16 protein-coding genes are annotated in these 15,653 nt (G+C 41.9%); 7 read left to right on the top strand and 9 right to left on the bottom strand.

The features are described from left to right. From PHF18_RS05575 to PHF18_RS05560, 4 genes are all read right to left on the bottom strand, one after another. A partial coding sequence (locus PHF18_RS05575) for a UbiA family prenyltransferase (RefSeq protein ID WP_300099479.1) occupies positions 1-340 on the bottom strand: 340 nt, incomplete at its 3' end. 503 nt (positions 341-843) lie between these two features. After that, positions 844-1,566 carry an amino acid ABC transporter ATP-binding protein gene (locus PHF18_RS05570; protein ID WP_300099476.1) on the bottom strand — a complete coding sequence of 241 codons (723 nt, stop codon included), beginning with the start codon at positions 1,564-1,566 and terminating at the stop codon, positions 844-846. Continuing rightward, positions 1,550-2,245: an amino acid ABC transporter permease gene (locus PHF18_RS05565; RefSeq protein ID WP_300099473.1), complete on the bottom strand. Its 696-nt coding sequence runs from the start codon at positions 2,243-2,245 to the stop codon at positions 1,550-1,552. Before PHF18_RS05565 ends, PHF18_RS05570 begins: the two co-directional genes overlap by 17 nt. A gap of 458 nt (positions 2,246-2,703) precedes the next feature. Next, positions 2,704-3,570 (bottom strand): basic amino acid ABC transporter substrate-binding protein, encoded by an 867-nt coding sequence (locus PHF18_RS05560; RefSeq protein WP_300099470.1) that lies wholly within the window; start codon positions 3,568-3,570, stop codon positions 2,704-2,706. 261 nt (positions 3,571-3,831) lie between these two features. Between PHF18_RS05560 and PHF18_RS05555 the strand changes: the two genes are divergently transcribed. Further along, positions 3,832-3,975 (top strand): hypothetical protein, encoded by a 144-nt coding sequence (locus PHF18_RS05555; protein ID WP_300099467.1) that lies wholly within the window; start codon positions 3,832-3,834, stop codon positions 3,973-3,975. A gap of 85 nt (positions 3,976-4,060) precedes the next feature. Continuing rightward, positions 4,061-4,189, top strand: a complete 129-nt coding sequence (locus PHF18_RS05550) for a hypothetical protein (protein WP_300099464.1) — start codon at positions 4,061-4,063, stop codon at positions 4,187-4,189. Positions 4,190-4,611: 422 nt separating this feature from the next. Here PHF18_RS05550 and PHF18_RS05545 read toward each other — a convergent pair whose 3' ends face one another. After that, positions 4,612-4,950 (bottom strand): hypothetical protein, encoded by a 339-nt coding sequence (locus PHF18_RS05545; RefSeq protein WP_300099462.1) that lies wholly within the window; start codon positions 4,948-4,950, stop codon positions 4,612-4,614. A gap of 403 nt (positions 4,951-5,353) precedes the next feature. Here PHF18_RS05545 and PHF18_RS05540 point away from each other — a divergent pair, with 403 nt between their 5' ends. From PHF18_RS05540 to PHF18_RS05525, 4 genes are all read left to right on the top strand, one after another. Continuing rightward, positions 5,354-5,956, top strand: a complete 603-nt coding sequence (locus PHF18_RS05540; protein WP_367279148.1) for a YigZ family protein — start codon at positions 5,354-5,356, stop codon at positions 5,954-5,956. 84 nt (positions 5,957-6,040) lie between these two features. Next, on the top strand, positions 6,041-6,187 hold the full coding sequence (locus PHF18_RS05535) for a hypothetical protein (RefSeq protein WP_300099459.1): 147 nt from the start codon (positions 6,041-6,043) through the stop codon (positions 6,185-6,187). A 92-nt stretch (positions 6,188-6,279) separates the two neighbouring features. Next, on the top strand, positions 6,280-7,398 hold the full coding sequence (locus tag PHF18_RS05530; RefSeq protein WP_300099457.1) for a hypothetical protein: 1,119 nt from the start codon (positions 6,280-6,282) through the stop codon (positions 7,396-7,398). 85 nt (positions 7,399-7,483) lie between these two features. Next, entirely contained in the window at positions 7,484-8,344 is an 861-nt protein-coding gene (locus PHF18_RS05525; RefSeq protein WP_300099454.1) for a GNAT family N-acetyltransferase, read from the top strand. Positions 8,345-8,487: 143 nt separating this feature from the next. On the opposite strand, the gene PHF18_RS05520 is transcribed toward PHF18_RS05525, so the two are convergent. Beyond that, positions 8,488-8,811 (bottom strand): nucleoside triphosphate pyrophosphohydrolase, encoded by a 324-nt coding sequence (locus tag PHF18_RS05520; protein ID WP_300099450.1) that lies wholly within the window; start codon positions 8,809-8,811, stop codon positions 8,488-8,490. 99 nt (positions 8,812-8,910) lie between these two features. Here PHF18_RS05520 and PHF18_RS05515 point away from each other — a divergent pair, with 99 nt between their 5' ends. Next, positions 8,911-9,831: an EamA family transporter gene (locus PHF18_RS05515; RefSeq protein WP_300099446.1), complete on the top strand. Its 921-nt coding sequence runs from the start codon at positions 8,911-8,913 to the stop codon at positions 9,829-9,831. A 44-nt stretch (positions 9,832-9,875) separates the two neighbouring features. Here PHF18_RS05515 and mtaA read toward each other — a convergent pair whose 3' ends face one another. The 3 genes from mtaA to PHF18_RS05500 all read right to left on the bottom strand — a co-directional run bounded on the left by mtaA (position 9,876) and on the right by PHF18_RS05500 (position 15,043). Continuing rightward, positions 9,876-10,901: a methylcobamide:CoM methyltransferase MtaA gene (gene mtaA / locus PHF18_RS05510; protein ID WP_300099443.1), complete on the bottom strand. Its 1,026-nt coding sequence runs from the start codon at positions 10,899-10,901 to the stop codon at positions 9,876-9,878. A 459-nt stretch (positions 10,902-11,360) separates the two neighbouring features. After that, positions 11,361-13,055, bottom strand: coding sequence for a histidine kinase N-terminal 7TM domain-containing protein (locus tag PHF18_RS05505; protein ID WP_300099440.1), 1,695 nt, complete (start codon positions 13,053-13,055; stop codon positions 11,361-11,363). A 926-nt stretch (positions 13,056-13,981) separates the two neighbouring features. Next, positions 13,982-15,043: a hypothetical protein gene (locus PHF18_RS05500; protein ID WP_300099435.1), complete on the bottom strand. Its 1,062-nt coding sequence runs from the start codon at positions 15,041-15,043 to the stop codon at positions 13,982-13,984. Positions 15,044-15,653: the final 610 nt, after the last annotated feature.

The raw sequence follows: 15,653 nt of genomic DNA, 5'->3' as shown, positions 1-15,653 counted from the left end.
TAAGGGCAGAAGTAATCCCTGCAAGCAGGATAAACAGCCAGAAGGCATTTTTTGAAGAGATCTTGCCTGAAGGAAGAGGCCTCTCTTTAAAAGGTCTCCAGTACCTTGTCATGGTATTTTCCACATCCAGCTTATCCCGGTTCCGGTCCACATAATCGTTGAGCACAAAACCGGCTTCGAACCCCAGCAGACCGATCAGGGCAGCCTTGATAATTAGCGTCCAGGAAAAGCCACCGTAATTAGCAAAAGCAAGCACAAGCCCGGAGCAGAAAATAAGGGGCCAGGCAGGAAGGAAATGAGCACGGGTGAGATCGAGGTAGGCTTTCAGGGTTTCTTTCATTTTTTGGCCTCAGTAACAATAATGCTGAATAAGGGAAACCATTCCATAAAAATAATGAGTATAAGCTAAAACCATTGTTTAAAGGGTGAAAGTATAGATCTTTGTCCCAATGAAACCTTATTAGCCTCAACTGGTCTTTCCCAAAAAGACAGAAAAGAGAAAAGATGAGAAAAAACCCTAAAGCAAAAACGAATGACGACACCTGCAAGAAACTTGATTACACCTGCAAGAAACTAATACATAATAGTTACCCGGGAAACAAATAACTTTCTGCTTCTTTTTTACTTCCTTTCTGCTTTATCTCGTATCTCCTTTTATCTCTCTTAATTGCGGCACTGGATTTTAATTTATTATTTATCTGGCTGGCAGGTTGGCAAAGAGCCCGCGCGGCGGAGAGAAAAAACGGAAAAACGCACTCCTGAATCCCTGATAGATCAAGAAATCAATTAATCAAAACCCACTCAGGAAATTAATGAGATACAAAATCTTATTACAAAATTTCATTACAGAATCTTACTCAAAAATGACTTTGTCCTCTCGTTCCGGGCATTATGGAAGATTTCTTCGGGTGTGCCTTTTTCGACTATGATGCCGTCATCCATAAAGAGAACGCGGTCCCCAACTTCTCTGGCAAAGCCCATTTCGTGGGTCACAACTATCATTGTCATGCCTTCTTTTGCCAGGTCTTTCATGACGTTTAAGACTTCTCCGACCATCTCGGGGTCAAGCGCGGAGGTGGGCTCGTCAAAGAGCATTACCTTAGGGCGCATGGCAAGGGCCCGTGCGATTGCAACCCTCTGCTGCTGGCCTCCGGAAAGGGAACTAGGGTACACATTTGCCTTGTCTTCGAGCCCTACTTTTTTCAGAAGGTCATGGGCGCGGTCGTAAGCTTCTTTTTCCGGAAGGCCACGGACCTTCATAGGGGCAATGGCTACGTTTTTAAGAGCCGTCATGTGGGGGAAGAGGTTGAAGCGCTGGAAGACCATTCCAACTTCTTCGCGGATCTTATTGATGTCCACTTTAGGGTCAGTGACCTTTTTCCCCTCGATCCAGATGTCTCCCGAGGTAGGGGTTTCAAGAAGATTCAGGCAGCGGAGGAAGGTACTTTTTCCGGAACCTGAGGGGCCTATCACGCAGACCACTTCGCTCTCTTCAACTTTTTCTGTAATTCCTTTAAGGACTTTCAGGCTTCCGAAACTTTTGTGGAGGTTATTCACTTCTATCACTTACGCCAAGCCTCCTCTCAATGTAATTAAGCACGCGGGAAATTCCCATGGTCAGGGCAAAGTACACAAGGGCAACTGAAATGTATGTCGGGAAAGCAGCAAAGGTCTTTGAGACATAAAGCATTCCGTTCTTGGAAAGCTCGTGAACGCTGATGACTGCAAGCAGGGACGAATCTTTCAAAAGGGCGATAAACTCGTTTCCGAGGGGAGGGATAATCAGCCTTACAGCCTGCGGCATAATAACTTCCCTCATTGCCTGCCCTTCGGTCATACCCAGAGAACGGGCGGCTTCCATCTGACCTCTGTCAACGGATTTGATGCCTGCGCGTACAATCTCAGCATTGTAAGCCCCACTGTTGATACTGCATACGGCAATACCCGCGATAATCGGGTCGATCCTGAAAGGATCTCCTGTAATCCCGATAATAAGGCCCGGGATTCCGTAGTAAAAAAGCAGGATCTGTACGAAAAGAGGGGTGCCCCGGATAAAATCGACATACATTGTACTCGGAATTTTGAATACCGATCTTTTAGAGAGCTTTCCGAAAGCTGCAATTGTCCCCAAAATTAACCCGAAAAATATCGCAAAGGTAGTGACCTCTATGGTGATTACCGCACCCCGCAACAAACTCGGAAACACATTAATAGCGTGTTCAAGGTAGGACGCTAAAAGAGACAAACTATAACCTCAATTATTTATGATATATAAGGCAGATTACTTAATTTAAATAATTAATCTGTGGAAGATGGTTAGCTCAGACTTTGGATCTCAGTATACAACCATCCAGATGCAACCGGAATGGGGGTTCCTCTTCAACAAATATCTCTGCAAATGGACTGCAGCAATACCTTTAGAGCATGGGTATATAAAGCTGCATCCAGTGCAAATACGCGTTTTACAGAAATATATAATTGAAAACACTTTTCCATTATATAAAACCAATCATTTGCAACAAAGATATCAGTGGGCATATTTTGGAACTGAGAGCCCAGATAATTCAAGCAAACCGAAAATCAAAAGATTTGAACGATTATTGAAGAAATAAGATAAAAAGAGTAGAAGTAAAAAGAAAAAAGATAGGAGAGCAGCACAAAATGTGCCAGGCTCTCGAGTTACAGTTAGATTTACTCTTAGATTTATTCTTCCATGTAGTTGGGCAGGTCTGCCAGAAGTTCATCGTACTTGCCACTGGCTTTGACGTTCTCAAGGCCGGCATTGATTTTGGTCAGAAGTTCAGTGTTGCCAGTGCGGACGGCAAAGCCATAGTCTTCACTGTTAAGGGGCTCGCCAACAATCTTGATTACACCGGGCTGGGCTGCGATGAAAGCGTCGGTGACAGGCAGGTCATTTATCATTACATCGGCACCACCGATCTTGAGTTCTTCAATGGCTTCATTTACATGGGGGAAGTCCTTGATCTCAGCAATGATTCCGGCTTTCTGGAGCTCTTCTGCCTTCAGGAACCCGGTGGATCCGGTCTGGACAGAAACCGTCTTGCCCTTCAGGTCGTCAACACTCTGAATGTCTTCATTGCCAGTGAGCACGGCAAGAGCCAGGCCTGCGTTGATATAAGGTTCACTGAAGTCAACCTCTTCTTCACGTTCCTCGGTGATTGTCATGCCTGAGGCAATAATGTCAACATTTCCGGTCTGGAGAGCCGGGATCAGGCCGGCAAAGTCCTGGTCAAGATACTCAACTTTAAAGCCCTGGTCTTCAGCAATCGCGTTCATGAGATCAACGTCAAAACCGATCACCTTTCCCTTAGAATCCACGATTTCAAAGGGTGGGAACTGGGCTTCAGTGCCTACAACGTAGGTGGGCATTTCTCCGTCAGAAGAGCGGAAAACAGCATCAGATCCGTTTTCAGCTGAAACACTTTCTTCGGTGGCTTCTTCGACGGCCCCTTCTGTTGCATTTTCTTTACTCTGCCCGGCACAACCGGCTGCAAAGACAACAGTCGTAATAACAAGGAGCAGTGCAATGGTCTTTAACAGTTTCTGCATATCAGTACCTCTGAGAACTCTTCCTTAATATTGAGTATGTAAAATAATTAAACTTTTATAAATAGTAAAACAAAAGATTAATAGTTTTGGAGTTTAAATTAATTTCTTCAGATCGTAAAGAGGAGTCTTATAAAATGAAAAAAGAACTTAAATAGAAAAGCCTGAAAGTTAATAAAACTGAGTTCGCCAGTTAACTACCCATCACTAAAGTAACGGGCTTGTATATCCCCGCTGTTATGGATCATTTATACGTATGGCTGGTTGACCGGGAAAGAACCACTCCTGGATTCTCTTGCCAGAATAGCAGCCCAGTTCTATCGAGACGCTTCAAAGGTTACTTTCGGCGGGGTTGTTGCCAACCTCTACCAGATAGAACCGTTTCCAATGACAGTAGACTCAACTTAAGCTGTTATCTACTTATTGCAGTGCCCTACTCCGCTATGGAAGTGTTGAGGCTATCTGATACAATATACGCAGCGGGGGCATAATAATGATTACTGAAAAAGAAAATAAAGAGAGATTACGCATTCATCCACCCACTGAAGTAGGGGGAATCCTGCTTAATGCTCTTGAAAAACTCTGTGTGAATCCTCCATATGAGTGGAAAGTTCAGGTATAAATTCAGGAAAGGGCAAAAAAGTTTGAGCGCACGCCGGAAACAAGTAAAAGAAATTTATAATAATCGCCTGGGTTCGAATAAGACAGATGTTGATATTGATTTGGATTTGCCCAGAGAACTATTAGTAGATATTTCATCTGAAAAACTGTATTTCATCTGAAAAACTGATATCTTCAAAAGATTTCAATGAGCTCAATATTTACCACGTAATCCCAGTTTTTGCATGATTATATCTGGTACTTCCGGGTTTGAGACCGAAAAACAGAAGAAAAGCTCTGGTGCGGGGATTTTATAAAAATACCTTATTGTAATTTTACACGGCTATAAACTGATAATACCGGTATTTCAAAAAAAGAAATGTGTAGCCCCAAAGGCTACATTGGCGGATTGTAATTTGTAATATTTATTTAGTTTCCTGTAGCTTATTCAACTACAGGTTCGTCATCAGTGACGTTTTCGTCATCAGTGACGTTTTCGTCAACAGTGACATTCTCGTCAACAGTGACATTTTCGTCAAAGGTGACATTTTCGTCAACAGTGACATTTTCGTCATCAGTAACGTTTTCGTCAACAGTGACATTTTCGTCAGCAAGGACGTCAGCTGCCCCTTCTTCTACATTCCCACCATCGTCTGCTACTACGGTTTCATCGGTCACTTCTTCTGAAGCTCCTTCTTCTGCAGTCTTGTCAGCACAGCCGGCTGCAAAGACAACAGTAGTAATTACAAGGAGCATTGCAATAATCTTAAACATTTTTTTCATTAATATTACCTCTAATAGTTCTCTTCCTTTTTTACACCCATCTCATAATAATTGATGAGACTTTATATGAGATATTTATGTTTGAAACACCAATGGCATTAAAACTTTTCTATTTGGTGAAAAAATAAGAGAGCAAAAGTATACGAGGTTCAGAAATTTATCGCCCATATTGACAATTTATTATAAACAATGAATTTACACAGGTGTTGTTTTAGAATGATTATGAATGTATGTATACAGATAATGTGATGTGATGAAATATGTGCAGTGTGGGATAAAAAACGAGCCAGCTAGCAGCACAAAATAATTTAAAGACATCACAATGTTCATCCGGCGCGCAGATGCAAAACTTAAAAGCCTCAAGTGTAAAACTAGTTAAAAAAGAAGTGCTGAGGATAAGACCCTGAATAACTATAAAACCCTGAGAAGCTCTGGCAGGGCTCAAAGAGAATTCAAAAACTCCAGATTTATAGGATATGCCAGGCATGTAAAAGATGAAACCGAAGCAAAAGCTTTCATAAATGAAATAAAAGAGATGCATAGAGATGCAAATCATAATGTTTCAGCCTATTTTATAAAAAAAGAGGGTTCCTTTGCCCTCAAATACGATGACGACGGAGAACCTGCAGGCAGCTCCGGAAAGCCCGTTTTTAAGGTTATCGAATCAAAAGGGCTCTATAATACAGCTGTGGTTGTGACCCGGTACTTTGGGGGAATAAAGCTGGGCTTTGGGGGGCTTTCCAGAGCGTACAGGGAAACAGCAATTTCAGCTATTGAAGAGGCAGGTACTGTAGAGGTCTTTGAAGAGGTAAGGTTCAGGATACGTTTCGGATATCCGGAGATTCAAAAGATTAAGAATCTCATTGAGGAACACGGAAAAGTAGAGGACGAAAAATATTCTGATACCGTCGAATTTATTTTTAACATAAGAAAGATTTTTGAAGATAAATTTATTGAAAACCTGGCAAAACTGACAAGAAATAAAGTTGAGCTTGAGAAGATTTAACTTTAAGAAGTAGGACTGAACCTTGAATTGAGCGCAAGATTTTGAAATTAGCGCAAGATTTTGAAATTAGCGCAAGATCTTGAATTGAACTTTAAAGAAGTTCCCCCTCAAATAAAGAAAACACTAAATTACAGGAAACCACTAAAAACTATGGGAGATATATATTCTTTAGAGATTACCCAGCTATTGGAAATATTCTATGCTGGAAAATACTTTAGCTGGAAAAAATAAGAGAGTTAAACAGAAATTTAATTCAAAGTTGAAAGTATCTATACTCAAAAAACCCATACTGAAACTCAAGCGGGAATATTGGAAGTGAGATATTGAAGCACAAAAAATTTTCAATTATACTTATTTCGGTTGTTTTATTCATAGTACTGAGCGCATTCGTAGGTTCAGCTGCCAGCGAGGCTTTGAAAGGGACCGAGCAGGAAGTAAACTCGGCTATTAGTCACCAGATCAGCCCTGTGATCTCAGGGGATTACATTATCTGGCAGGATGAACGGGACGGAAACTGGGATATTTATATGTACGACATGTCCGTAGGAAGGACCGAATCTGCCCTGTTCGCGGGATCAAAAGACGAAATCGAACCGGCAATCTCAGGCAACCGCATTGTGTTCTCAGACGAGAATAGGGGCAACTATGATATTTATCTGTACGATATTGACTCCAAGACCAAAACCCAGATTACTTCGGACAGGACAGACCAGAAAGAGCCGGCAATTTCAGGTGACATAATTGTCTGGACAGACCGCAGGAATCAGGATACTGACATTTACATGTATGACATCACCACCAAAAAGGAAACCCGGATAACAACAGATAAGGCAGATCAGAGCCAGCCTGCGATCTCGGGGAATATCATTGTCTGGAAAGATACACGCAACGATTATGACAATATCTACATGTACGATATCAGTACAGGCAAAGAAAGCCCCGTGGTTACGGAATCCGCAGATCAGGCAAACCCTGTCATTGAAGGAAACTACATTGTCTGGGAGGACAGGCGCGCCGGAAACCTTGATATCTACATGTATGACCTTTCAAACAAAAAAGAAATACCTGTTTGTATTGACCCCTCCCCACAGAAAACCCCTGCTATCGCAGACGGAAGAATAGTATGGGCTGACGGGAGGATTAAGGGAACAAACATCATTATATACGACATAGCCACGGGGAAGGAAAAGACAGTTTCCACTGTATCTGAATATGAGAGCAACCCTGCAATAGATGGCAACCGGATAGTCTGGCAGGACAAGCGCAAAGGCACCATGGACATCTTCATGTTCACAGAAGACGCTTCCGAGACCGGCGGAGCAGAAACGGGAGGCGACGCCGGAGCAAAAGAATCCCCTCTGGGCATCTATCCCGCATCAGGTGCGGTTATAGCGGCTTACCTTATAGCAACTTCAGGGAAGAACAGGAGAAGAAAACTTTAACCTCTGCAAACTCTGATATTCGGCAGAAAAATAGATAAATGGTAGATACTTAAAAAATAAATAGAAAGTGAGAATATAAACTGTCATGGATAAAGATTCGGAAAAAGAAAAAGAACTTGAAATCCGAAAAATGAGCCGGGGAGAAGCCGAATTCGCAATTAGGATGGCAAATGCGGAAGGCTGGAACCCTGGCATCCATGACGGAGAACTTTTTTACGAAGCAGATCACGAAGGCTTTTTTATTGCAGAGGTGGAAGGCAAGCCCATAGGCTGTGCTTCTGCTGTCGCTTATGATGATTCTTTCGGGTTTTTCGGGCTCTATGTAGTCAAACCCGAATTCAGGAAAAAAGGCATCGGAATGAAACTGACCGAAAAATGCCTGGAATATCTGGAAGACAGGAACATCGGGCTAGATGGGGTTGTGGAAAACGAAAAGAAATACCAGCAGGTTATGAAATTCAGATCTTCTTACAGCAACCTGCGTTTTGAAGGCAGGGGAGGAGGAAAAGTCCCGGATGGACTTGTAAAGATCTCGAAAGTCCCCTTTGAAAAACTGCTTGCCTACGACAGGAAGATGTTTCCTGCCCCAAGGCCCGGCTTTCTTGAGAAATGGGTAAATCAACCCGACTCTTCCGCCTTTGCGGCCCTGGAAAAAGGTGACCTGAAAGGGTACGGCGTTATCAGGAAGTGCAGGACAGGATATAAGATAGGCCCTCTTTTCGCAGACGACCAGGCTGCGGCAGAGAAAATATTCAGGGCTCTTAGAGCTTCAGTTCCTGAGGAAACCATTTATCTTGATGTCCCCGAACCTAATAAAAAAGCAATGGAAATAGCAAAAAGATACCACATGAATGTGATGTTCAAAACTATCCGCATGTACAGCCGAAAAGAACCTGATATAGAGCTTGACGGGGTTTATGGGGTAACGAGTTTCGAACTCGGATAACGCGAAAGAAAAAAAGCAGAAAAAAAGATGCAGGAAGAAAGCATCTGGACACCGTGTTTCTCAATTACTTCGGCACTTTCAGGTCTGAAAACCACACGAGAAAATTCTCCTGAAGCAGCAGGGAACTCAGGAGGAAGGCATTTTTATTCAGGCGGGTTGAGCAGGAGCAGGTTCTTTTCAAACCCTCCCTTTTCCAGTTTTTTCTGCAGCCTGAGAGCCTCAAGGTTCTCTTTTGAAGAACCCCGGAGTTCTGCTATTCGAGAGATAATTTCAAGCAGGTCGGCAAGCTCCTCAAGCTCTTTGCTCTCAAGATACTCAGTCAGTTCTTCTCCAAGCTTACTTTCCAGCTCAACAAGAAATTCAGGATCTGAAAGCTCTTTTACGGCACATTCTCTGCCTGAATTCCGGATAATTTCCGGGATTCTATCCCTGACCACTTTAGGACCATTTTCGGAGGAAGACGTCATTTGAATTAGCCACCTTTACCCGGTCTTAACTTCTTATGCATATTTTTCAACAGATGCATATCCAATAGATATATAAATTCTATAAGTATATGATGCAGAATGTTTCTGGAGAGCAAAAAAGCGCATATGGCCGTGATTTTAGGCTGTGTGTTCTACAGCATGAACGGGCTTTTTCTTTCCCGTATCCATGATATGGCTATTTCTCCAGTAATCTTTTACAGATTGTTCTTCGGGCTTCTGTTTCTTTCTATATATATAATTGTGAGAGGGAAAACCTCGGACCTCAGGTTAAAGAAAAAGAAAGGAAGCCTGTTCTTGCAGGGAGTACTCGTGGTTATGTGCATGCTGCTCTATTTTGCCTGCCTGAAGATTACCTGCGTATCCATTGCAATTCTACTCCAGTATACAGCCCCAATATATGTAATGCTGGCTTCCCCTTTTCTCCTGAATGAGAAAATAGGAAAGGAAAGTATAGCTGCCCTCTTCATCGCAATCACAGGAGTATTTCTTATAGTCAGGCCCGAAGGTGGGCTTTCAGGCATCGAACTTACCGGCTCCTATATGCTGGGCATAATAGCGGGACTGCTTTCGGGAGTTGTCTTTGCGGCTCTGATCCTGAACGTAAAAGTTTTAAAAACAGAATACCCGGAAATTGCAATCGTCTTCTGGCCCATGGGAATTGCTTTTTTGCTGCTAAGCCCCTTCGCATTCGAAGTATCTCCGGCTGTCCTGTACAGCAACCTGAAAGTGCTTGCTGCTTTCGGGATAGTATCCATCGGTTTCGGGGAGATCTTTACAGTTCTCGGGCTCGCTAGTCTTAAAGCCCAGACAGGAAGCCTTCTTTCCCTGATAGAACCTGTCAGCGGAGTATTTTTTGATATAGCTGTGCTTGGAATTGCACTGTCTTTGAAAACTCTTGCAGGTTGTGCTTTAATTATGGGCTCTGCAGTGATAATAAGTCTTAATGACTCGGAGAAACTTCCAGAAAAAGAAATGGAGGAACTCCCCCGAGCCTTCTAAAAGAACAAAAACCCAGTCCCTTTCCGCGAGTCCCTCCGGAAGATTCACAATGAGTGAAACTCATCTCTTGCCCTGAAAAGCGCTTTTAGATTCTCGAGTGGAGTATGGGGAGCAAGCCCACAGCCCGGAGCAAGAATATCGATTCCGTCTTCAAGGCATGCCCGGGCTTCAATTATAACCTCTTCAGGCCCTTTTGTCAGCAGGGTATCAGAGGGAGATACATTTCCGATCAGGCGTACCCGGTTGCCCACAATTCTCTTTGCAAAACTTACATCCACCTTTTCTTCAATACTGATTCCTTCAAACCCGGCGTTTGCCACAGGGTCAAGAACGGCTGTGGCGTCCCCACACATATGGAGGATTTTTAAACCTGGGACCTCTCTGCAGAATTTCTTATGGAGTGAAAAAACAGACGTTTCAAACATCTGAGGAGCAATAATATCCGGCCCGGCTTCTGAGTCTATAAGCACTATTGCATCTGCACCCCTCTCCAGCAAACCATTTGCATATTCAATGCAGACTTCGGTCAGAGTTCCCATCAGTTCCTCAACAACTTCCGGATTTGTCACAAACCACATAAGGTAATTTTTCATGCCCGCAAGCATAGAGGCAAGTCCAGCGGGACCCACGAGCCCCGCAACAACAGGAACATCTTTCCCGACTTTAGTCTTCATAATTTCAACCACATCCAGAACTGTCGCTATTCGCCTGCTTTCAAGAAGCGAACCGGGGACTGAAATCTCCTTAACATCACTTTTTTTCTTACAGGGGAAATCAGTCACATAAGGCTGTATATCTACACTACCTTCGTCTACCGTACAGCCCAGAGTTTCTGCAAGCACTGTAGTGCAAAAAGGGCAGCGTACGTTCTCAAACCCTGCAATCTCATGGCCTGCCAGGGCAAGTGCCGCCATCTTGTGGGAGTCGTAGTTAGCCTGGGGCCAGTAAGCTCCTGTCATTTCCATAAGTTCTACAGTACCGGTCTGGGTTACCGAACAAACAGGGACCATATCCAGGGATTCGCCATTCAGTGCCTTTCCAAATCTTGTATTCAGAGTAAATTCACTCATTTTGTTCACCAGATATAATGCAGAGATGTTATGATTGTTGAAATTCAGATGTCAACTCAAAGAATGATTCAGAGGATATTTGTTATTGTATAATATACAAAACGTGAATATAAAAAGATATAAATTAAAAACCCTCACAGAAGGTGAGTAGAAATTAACTGAAGAAAAAAAATTAGCTGGAAGAAAAGATTAACTGAAGAAAAAAATTGGCTGGGAGAAAAGATTAACTGAAGAAAAAATTAACTGGGAAAACACGATGAACATAAGCAGGAGAAATAGTGGCTGGCACTTACTTTTTCCATAGGTGCCGCCCTTGGAAGCCTTTATGGGACTTTTATTCTTGGGCCTGCACTGGATAGTATAATGGAAGGGACAGCTATAGGCATTGCATTTGCAGCAAAAACTTTTTTTAATTTTAGTTTTCAGTCTGAAAAACTCTCGTTTAAGGTTCAAGACCCATTATTGAGAAGAGGCTCTGCGCCAGTTTTCCGGCGGTACGCGAATTTCAAATCTTGCGCCTTCCCCTTCGATTCCTGTTTCAGTAATTTCCATGCCTGTAATGGAAAGTATACCTCTTACGAGGAAAAGACCAAGCCCGGTATTTCTACCAACGGATTTCTCAAAAATATGCTCTTTCATGACAGGAGGAACCCCTATGCCGTTATCCTTTACTTCGATTACAACACATTCTCCTTCTATATGAGAGCTTACATCAATCTCGCTGACGTGCTCTCCATGGTTTCTTGCATTGTCAAACAGGTTGTAGAAAACTTTTTTGAGCAGGGGGTCGCCATATATTTCAAGGCCGTTATCCTCTATGGAAAACTTCAATCCCTGCCCGGAAAAGGCAAATGCCGCTTCTTTTGCAATATTGCTTATAGACTGCCAGGTAGGGAAAACAACTCCGAGTTCCTGGTAATCCTTTGTGAAAATGATCTGGCTATGGATTATTTCAATCCCTTTGTTAAGATTTCGGAGGTATTTTGAAATTCTGCGGTCTTCTTTTACATCCGGAGGAAGCACTTCCGAGATCAACTCGGTATACCCTGAAATTACATTCACCTGATTGAGAATATCGTGCCTGGTAATATTGCTCATGAGGTTTATCTTCGTGTTTGCCTGTTTCAAAGCTTCCTGATACCGATATATTTCTGTGATATCGTGAAGCATTACCAGCTTGCCCTCTTCATCGTCCCTTGCCGTAAGGGAACTGACACTGACAGTGAAGAACTTTGTTTCCAAACCGCTCTTGAGTGAGATTTCCCTGCCAAAACCTCCTTCAGACGAATCACCTAAAATCTCTACTCCCTCTCCGAAAAGACCATTTAAGTTTTTCCCTAGAGCCTCTTTTCTTACTTTTCCGGCGAGTTCAAGTGCGGCCTTATTAATATCCACTATAGAGTTTGAAAGGTCCACAACAATGTACCCATCATTCATGGATTCTATCACACTTTCTCTGGCAACTGGGATAATGTTAAGGAACTTATGCTGGATTGTGCCCCAGAAGAGAATAAAACCAGTTATTGTAAAGGAAAAGGGAGTCGGATCAATAAATTCAAAGGGCCCGATATCTGCTATGTGAAGTATATTTGCAAGCACTGGAAAGCAGGCTGCAGTAAGGGCAATGGCTGCGTGGGTACCGTGAGGTGCGGTAAGGTTGACAAACTGCTTGAAAAATGAAATGATTCCCAGCATTAGCAAAACAAAGGAGTAGATATAAAAAGTCCAGAAAAATGGCCCATGATCAATTACAAGGAGAGGAAATTCCCCTGAGTAATCAAGAACAAAACCTTCAAAGTACAGTCCGTGGATGCTGTTTGTAAGCATCATCAGAATTGTAAGGCAGGGAAAAAGAAAAAGCAGTTTCTCATACTTTCGTGCAAACTGCCTGCATACTCCAGAGTATTCGGCTGCAAATAAAAACCACGCTACAGGAACGAAAGCAATCCCCAGGTACTGGAGACGGGCAAATATATACTTATATTCAATATCCACGAACCCGATTTCAAAAGCATAATTCACAGACCAGAGAGCCATGCAGAGCATAATTAATATAAAATGCTTTGCAAAAGGCGAACTGCGGGAATTAAAGGAATTATATGCTTTGATTGCAAGCAAGGTGGATATAAGCCCTGAAAGAATTAATACCCCCATATAGGGTAACGCAGCGGTTTCGATTTGCAGGCTAATAAGACGACCTTCCTTTATTCAATTACGACCTTCCTTTATTCAATTACGACCTTCCTTTATTCAATTACGACCTTCCTTTATTCAATTATTATTATTATTATTATTATTATTATGTGAGGGGGAAATCAGGAAATAGAAGTAAAAAAACACCAGATGTTTTAATAGTTAAACAAATACTATCATATAAATTTATGTATTAAATGCAGAGAGAAATGCATATCGAAAATAAGTTTCAGATCATACTTTCCACGATATAGATATCCTAAACATAAAAATAAAAAACCAAATAAAGAGCCAGAAAATTTGCTCTGCCAAAAATAAACAATGTTTTCACTCAGATTAAGTATCCATATAATTTAGAGAGTTTTCAGATCATGTACTCAGATTATTTAGAGGCATATTCAGAGCATTTATTACCGAGAGATTAACTGAACATTGAAAATCCTTAAGTTTCCCAGAGTATTCTTACTTTCCATCACCTGCGAACATTCCTTTTAACGGAGTCCCAATCTTTAAATTTTGTGTGAGATTTCTCCATACATTAGAACCTTTCTTCTTATTAGACATACATTATAATCTTTCTTCTTATTATATTATGTGCTTTCCTGAGAGTTAACCCGCATAAAGTTGGTTCTAAATGAAGATTTGAAAAAAGAAGAAAAAATACGAGGCTAAACATTTTAACCTGCTATTTACCTGCAGGCTCCGTTCTACAGATAAAAGACACAGGCTGTTGCTTGGGTTTGACAACAGTAACCTCGGAAATCAATCCCCCCTTTATCTATCATACAAATATTTAGGGGATTCAATGCAAACTTTGCATTGCCCGCCCCCTGGCCGAAAAGGTGGAAGTCCTGGAAGGAAAGCTCCAGGAATTGAGATTTATTTGCTTACCAGACCCCATTGTTTTTAAGAGTTGCAAGGATATTGGTAAATTCACTGTTAAACCTGCACTTTCCAAAATCTGGCGTGTCCAGGATTTTCTGCTTTACAGCCTGCAGCTCATTCATAAAACATCTGGAATCTTCAAAACCGGAGACTTCAAAGTTTTCACACCCTGAATACTCTCCGAAAGGCACGATATTTCCCTCCAGAATTTCCAGGAATCTTGGATCAAGATCTTTTGTAAAATAAGTGTCCAGCACAAGGAGATTTACGAGTCTTTCATAGAATTTTAGAAGCTCGTAGTCTTCACTTCCGGGAGTGTAAGGAGGAGCAGTCCGGTAAATCTGTCCATGAATATAGGTCAAATAGCTGGAAAGTGTGCTTATCAGAGATTCAAGGTTTTTTTCTTCAGGAAAAACAATAGGGAAACGCCTTAAAACTCCCGGAGTAAGGCTCCCATTGCAAAGCCGGTCCTTCTGGCAGATCTCGGAAAAGACCCTTGAAATTGAACTATTAAGTGCAGCAAGAACGTAAAAAGATCTGGAAGGGTCTTGAAGCACGATTCCACAGCCTTTTTCAAAGATACTGTTTCCTGCTGCATCAAAAGAAGCCTGCAAACTGTAATGATCCGAAACGACAATTTTCGGGGTATTGATGTACTGCAGCAGTTTGCAGCCTCCAACACTGTAATCTGTAGATGAAAGAGGAGTGGAATCGTGTTTAAAATTGTTTTTAAAATCTGTAATCCTGGAATATGTTAGAGGGTACCTTGCCTTCAATTCTTCAGGTTCGAGGAGCCTACATTCTTTCCTCAGGCCATCGGCTTTAATTTCGTAAGGTAGCATGAAACAATAAGAGGAGGGATGGACCGCATATTCATTAGAAAAGGCACTGTCTATAAATGGATATACAAGTTCTCGTTCGAGATTTATCTCCCTGTTCAGGCCCATACATTTATAAGGGGTTTCAGGAGAATTTTCATCAGAAAGGCTTAACTTGTGTAGATATTCGCTATCAGTATTTATCCCGCAAAAAATATCTGCTGAAATATCATCCAATGTGTTCAAAATCTTGCTTACTTTATCTATAATACTGTTTTTACTCCAGAACATGATCGGTTTCACTTCTTTATAAGTCCGGGATTTAGATATGAACGGACTTTTTCATTTTTCATCAACGTATTTATTCCGGCCAGTTTAAAGCATTAAAAACCGCTCCCAGAAACAAAAAGGGAAACGGAAATGCAGTTCCCATAGAGAAAAAATCTGAAAGGAACTGGACCTTACGTATTAATTTCTAATAAACAGCCCCTTTAATCCGGCTCTATAAAGGCTAAAAATTCTCTCAAAGCTATCGTTTTTCGTTAAAATTTTCGAGCATTAAGGAGGGGAATAAACTGCCTGGATTGACCCCCGGGCTCCCGCAGCATTCGGAGCCATAGAAATAAATCCTTTTGCACAGCAAAGATCTGAACCTTTTACGGTATCAATGATTCCAGGTGGAAAACTTAGCATTATGCCCTGAGAGCACTTTTACCCCAGGGGTTAGAAAAGGTCAATATATATAAATATTTCACAAAAATCTAAATGTGTTGTATCGAAAAATGAGTCAATATATGTAAAATAAATATACAGTTCAGTGCATGACACAATGGCATGGACACAATGGCATGAGACG

This window comes from Methanosarcina sp. (assembly GCF_028693135.1).
GTDB lineage: Archaea > Halobacteriota > Methanosarcinia > Methanosarcinales > Methanosarcinaceae > Methanosarcina.
The sequence above is the reverse complement of the archived record's forward strand: the minus strand, read 5'-3'. Positions and strand labels throughout refer to the sequence as shown.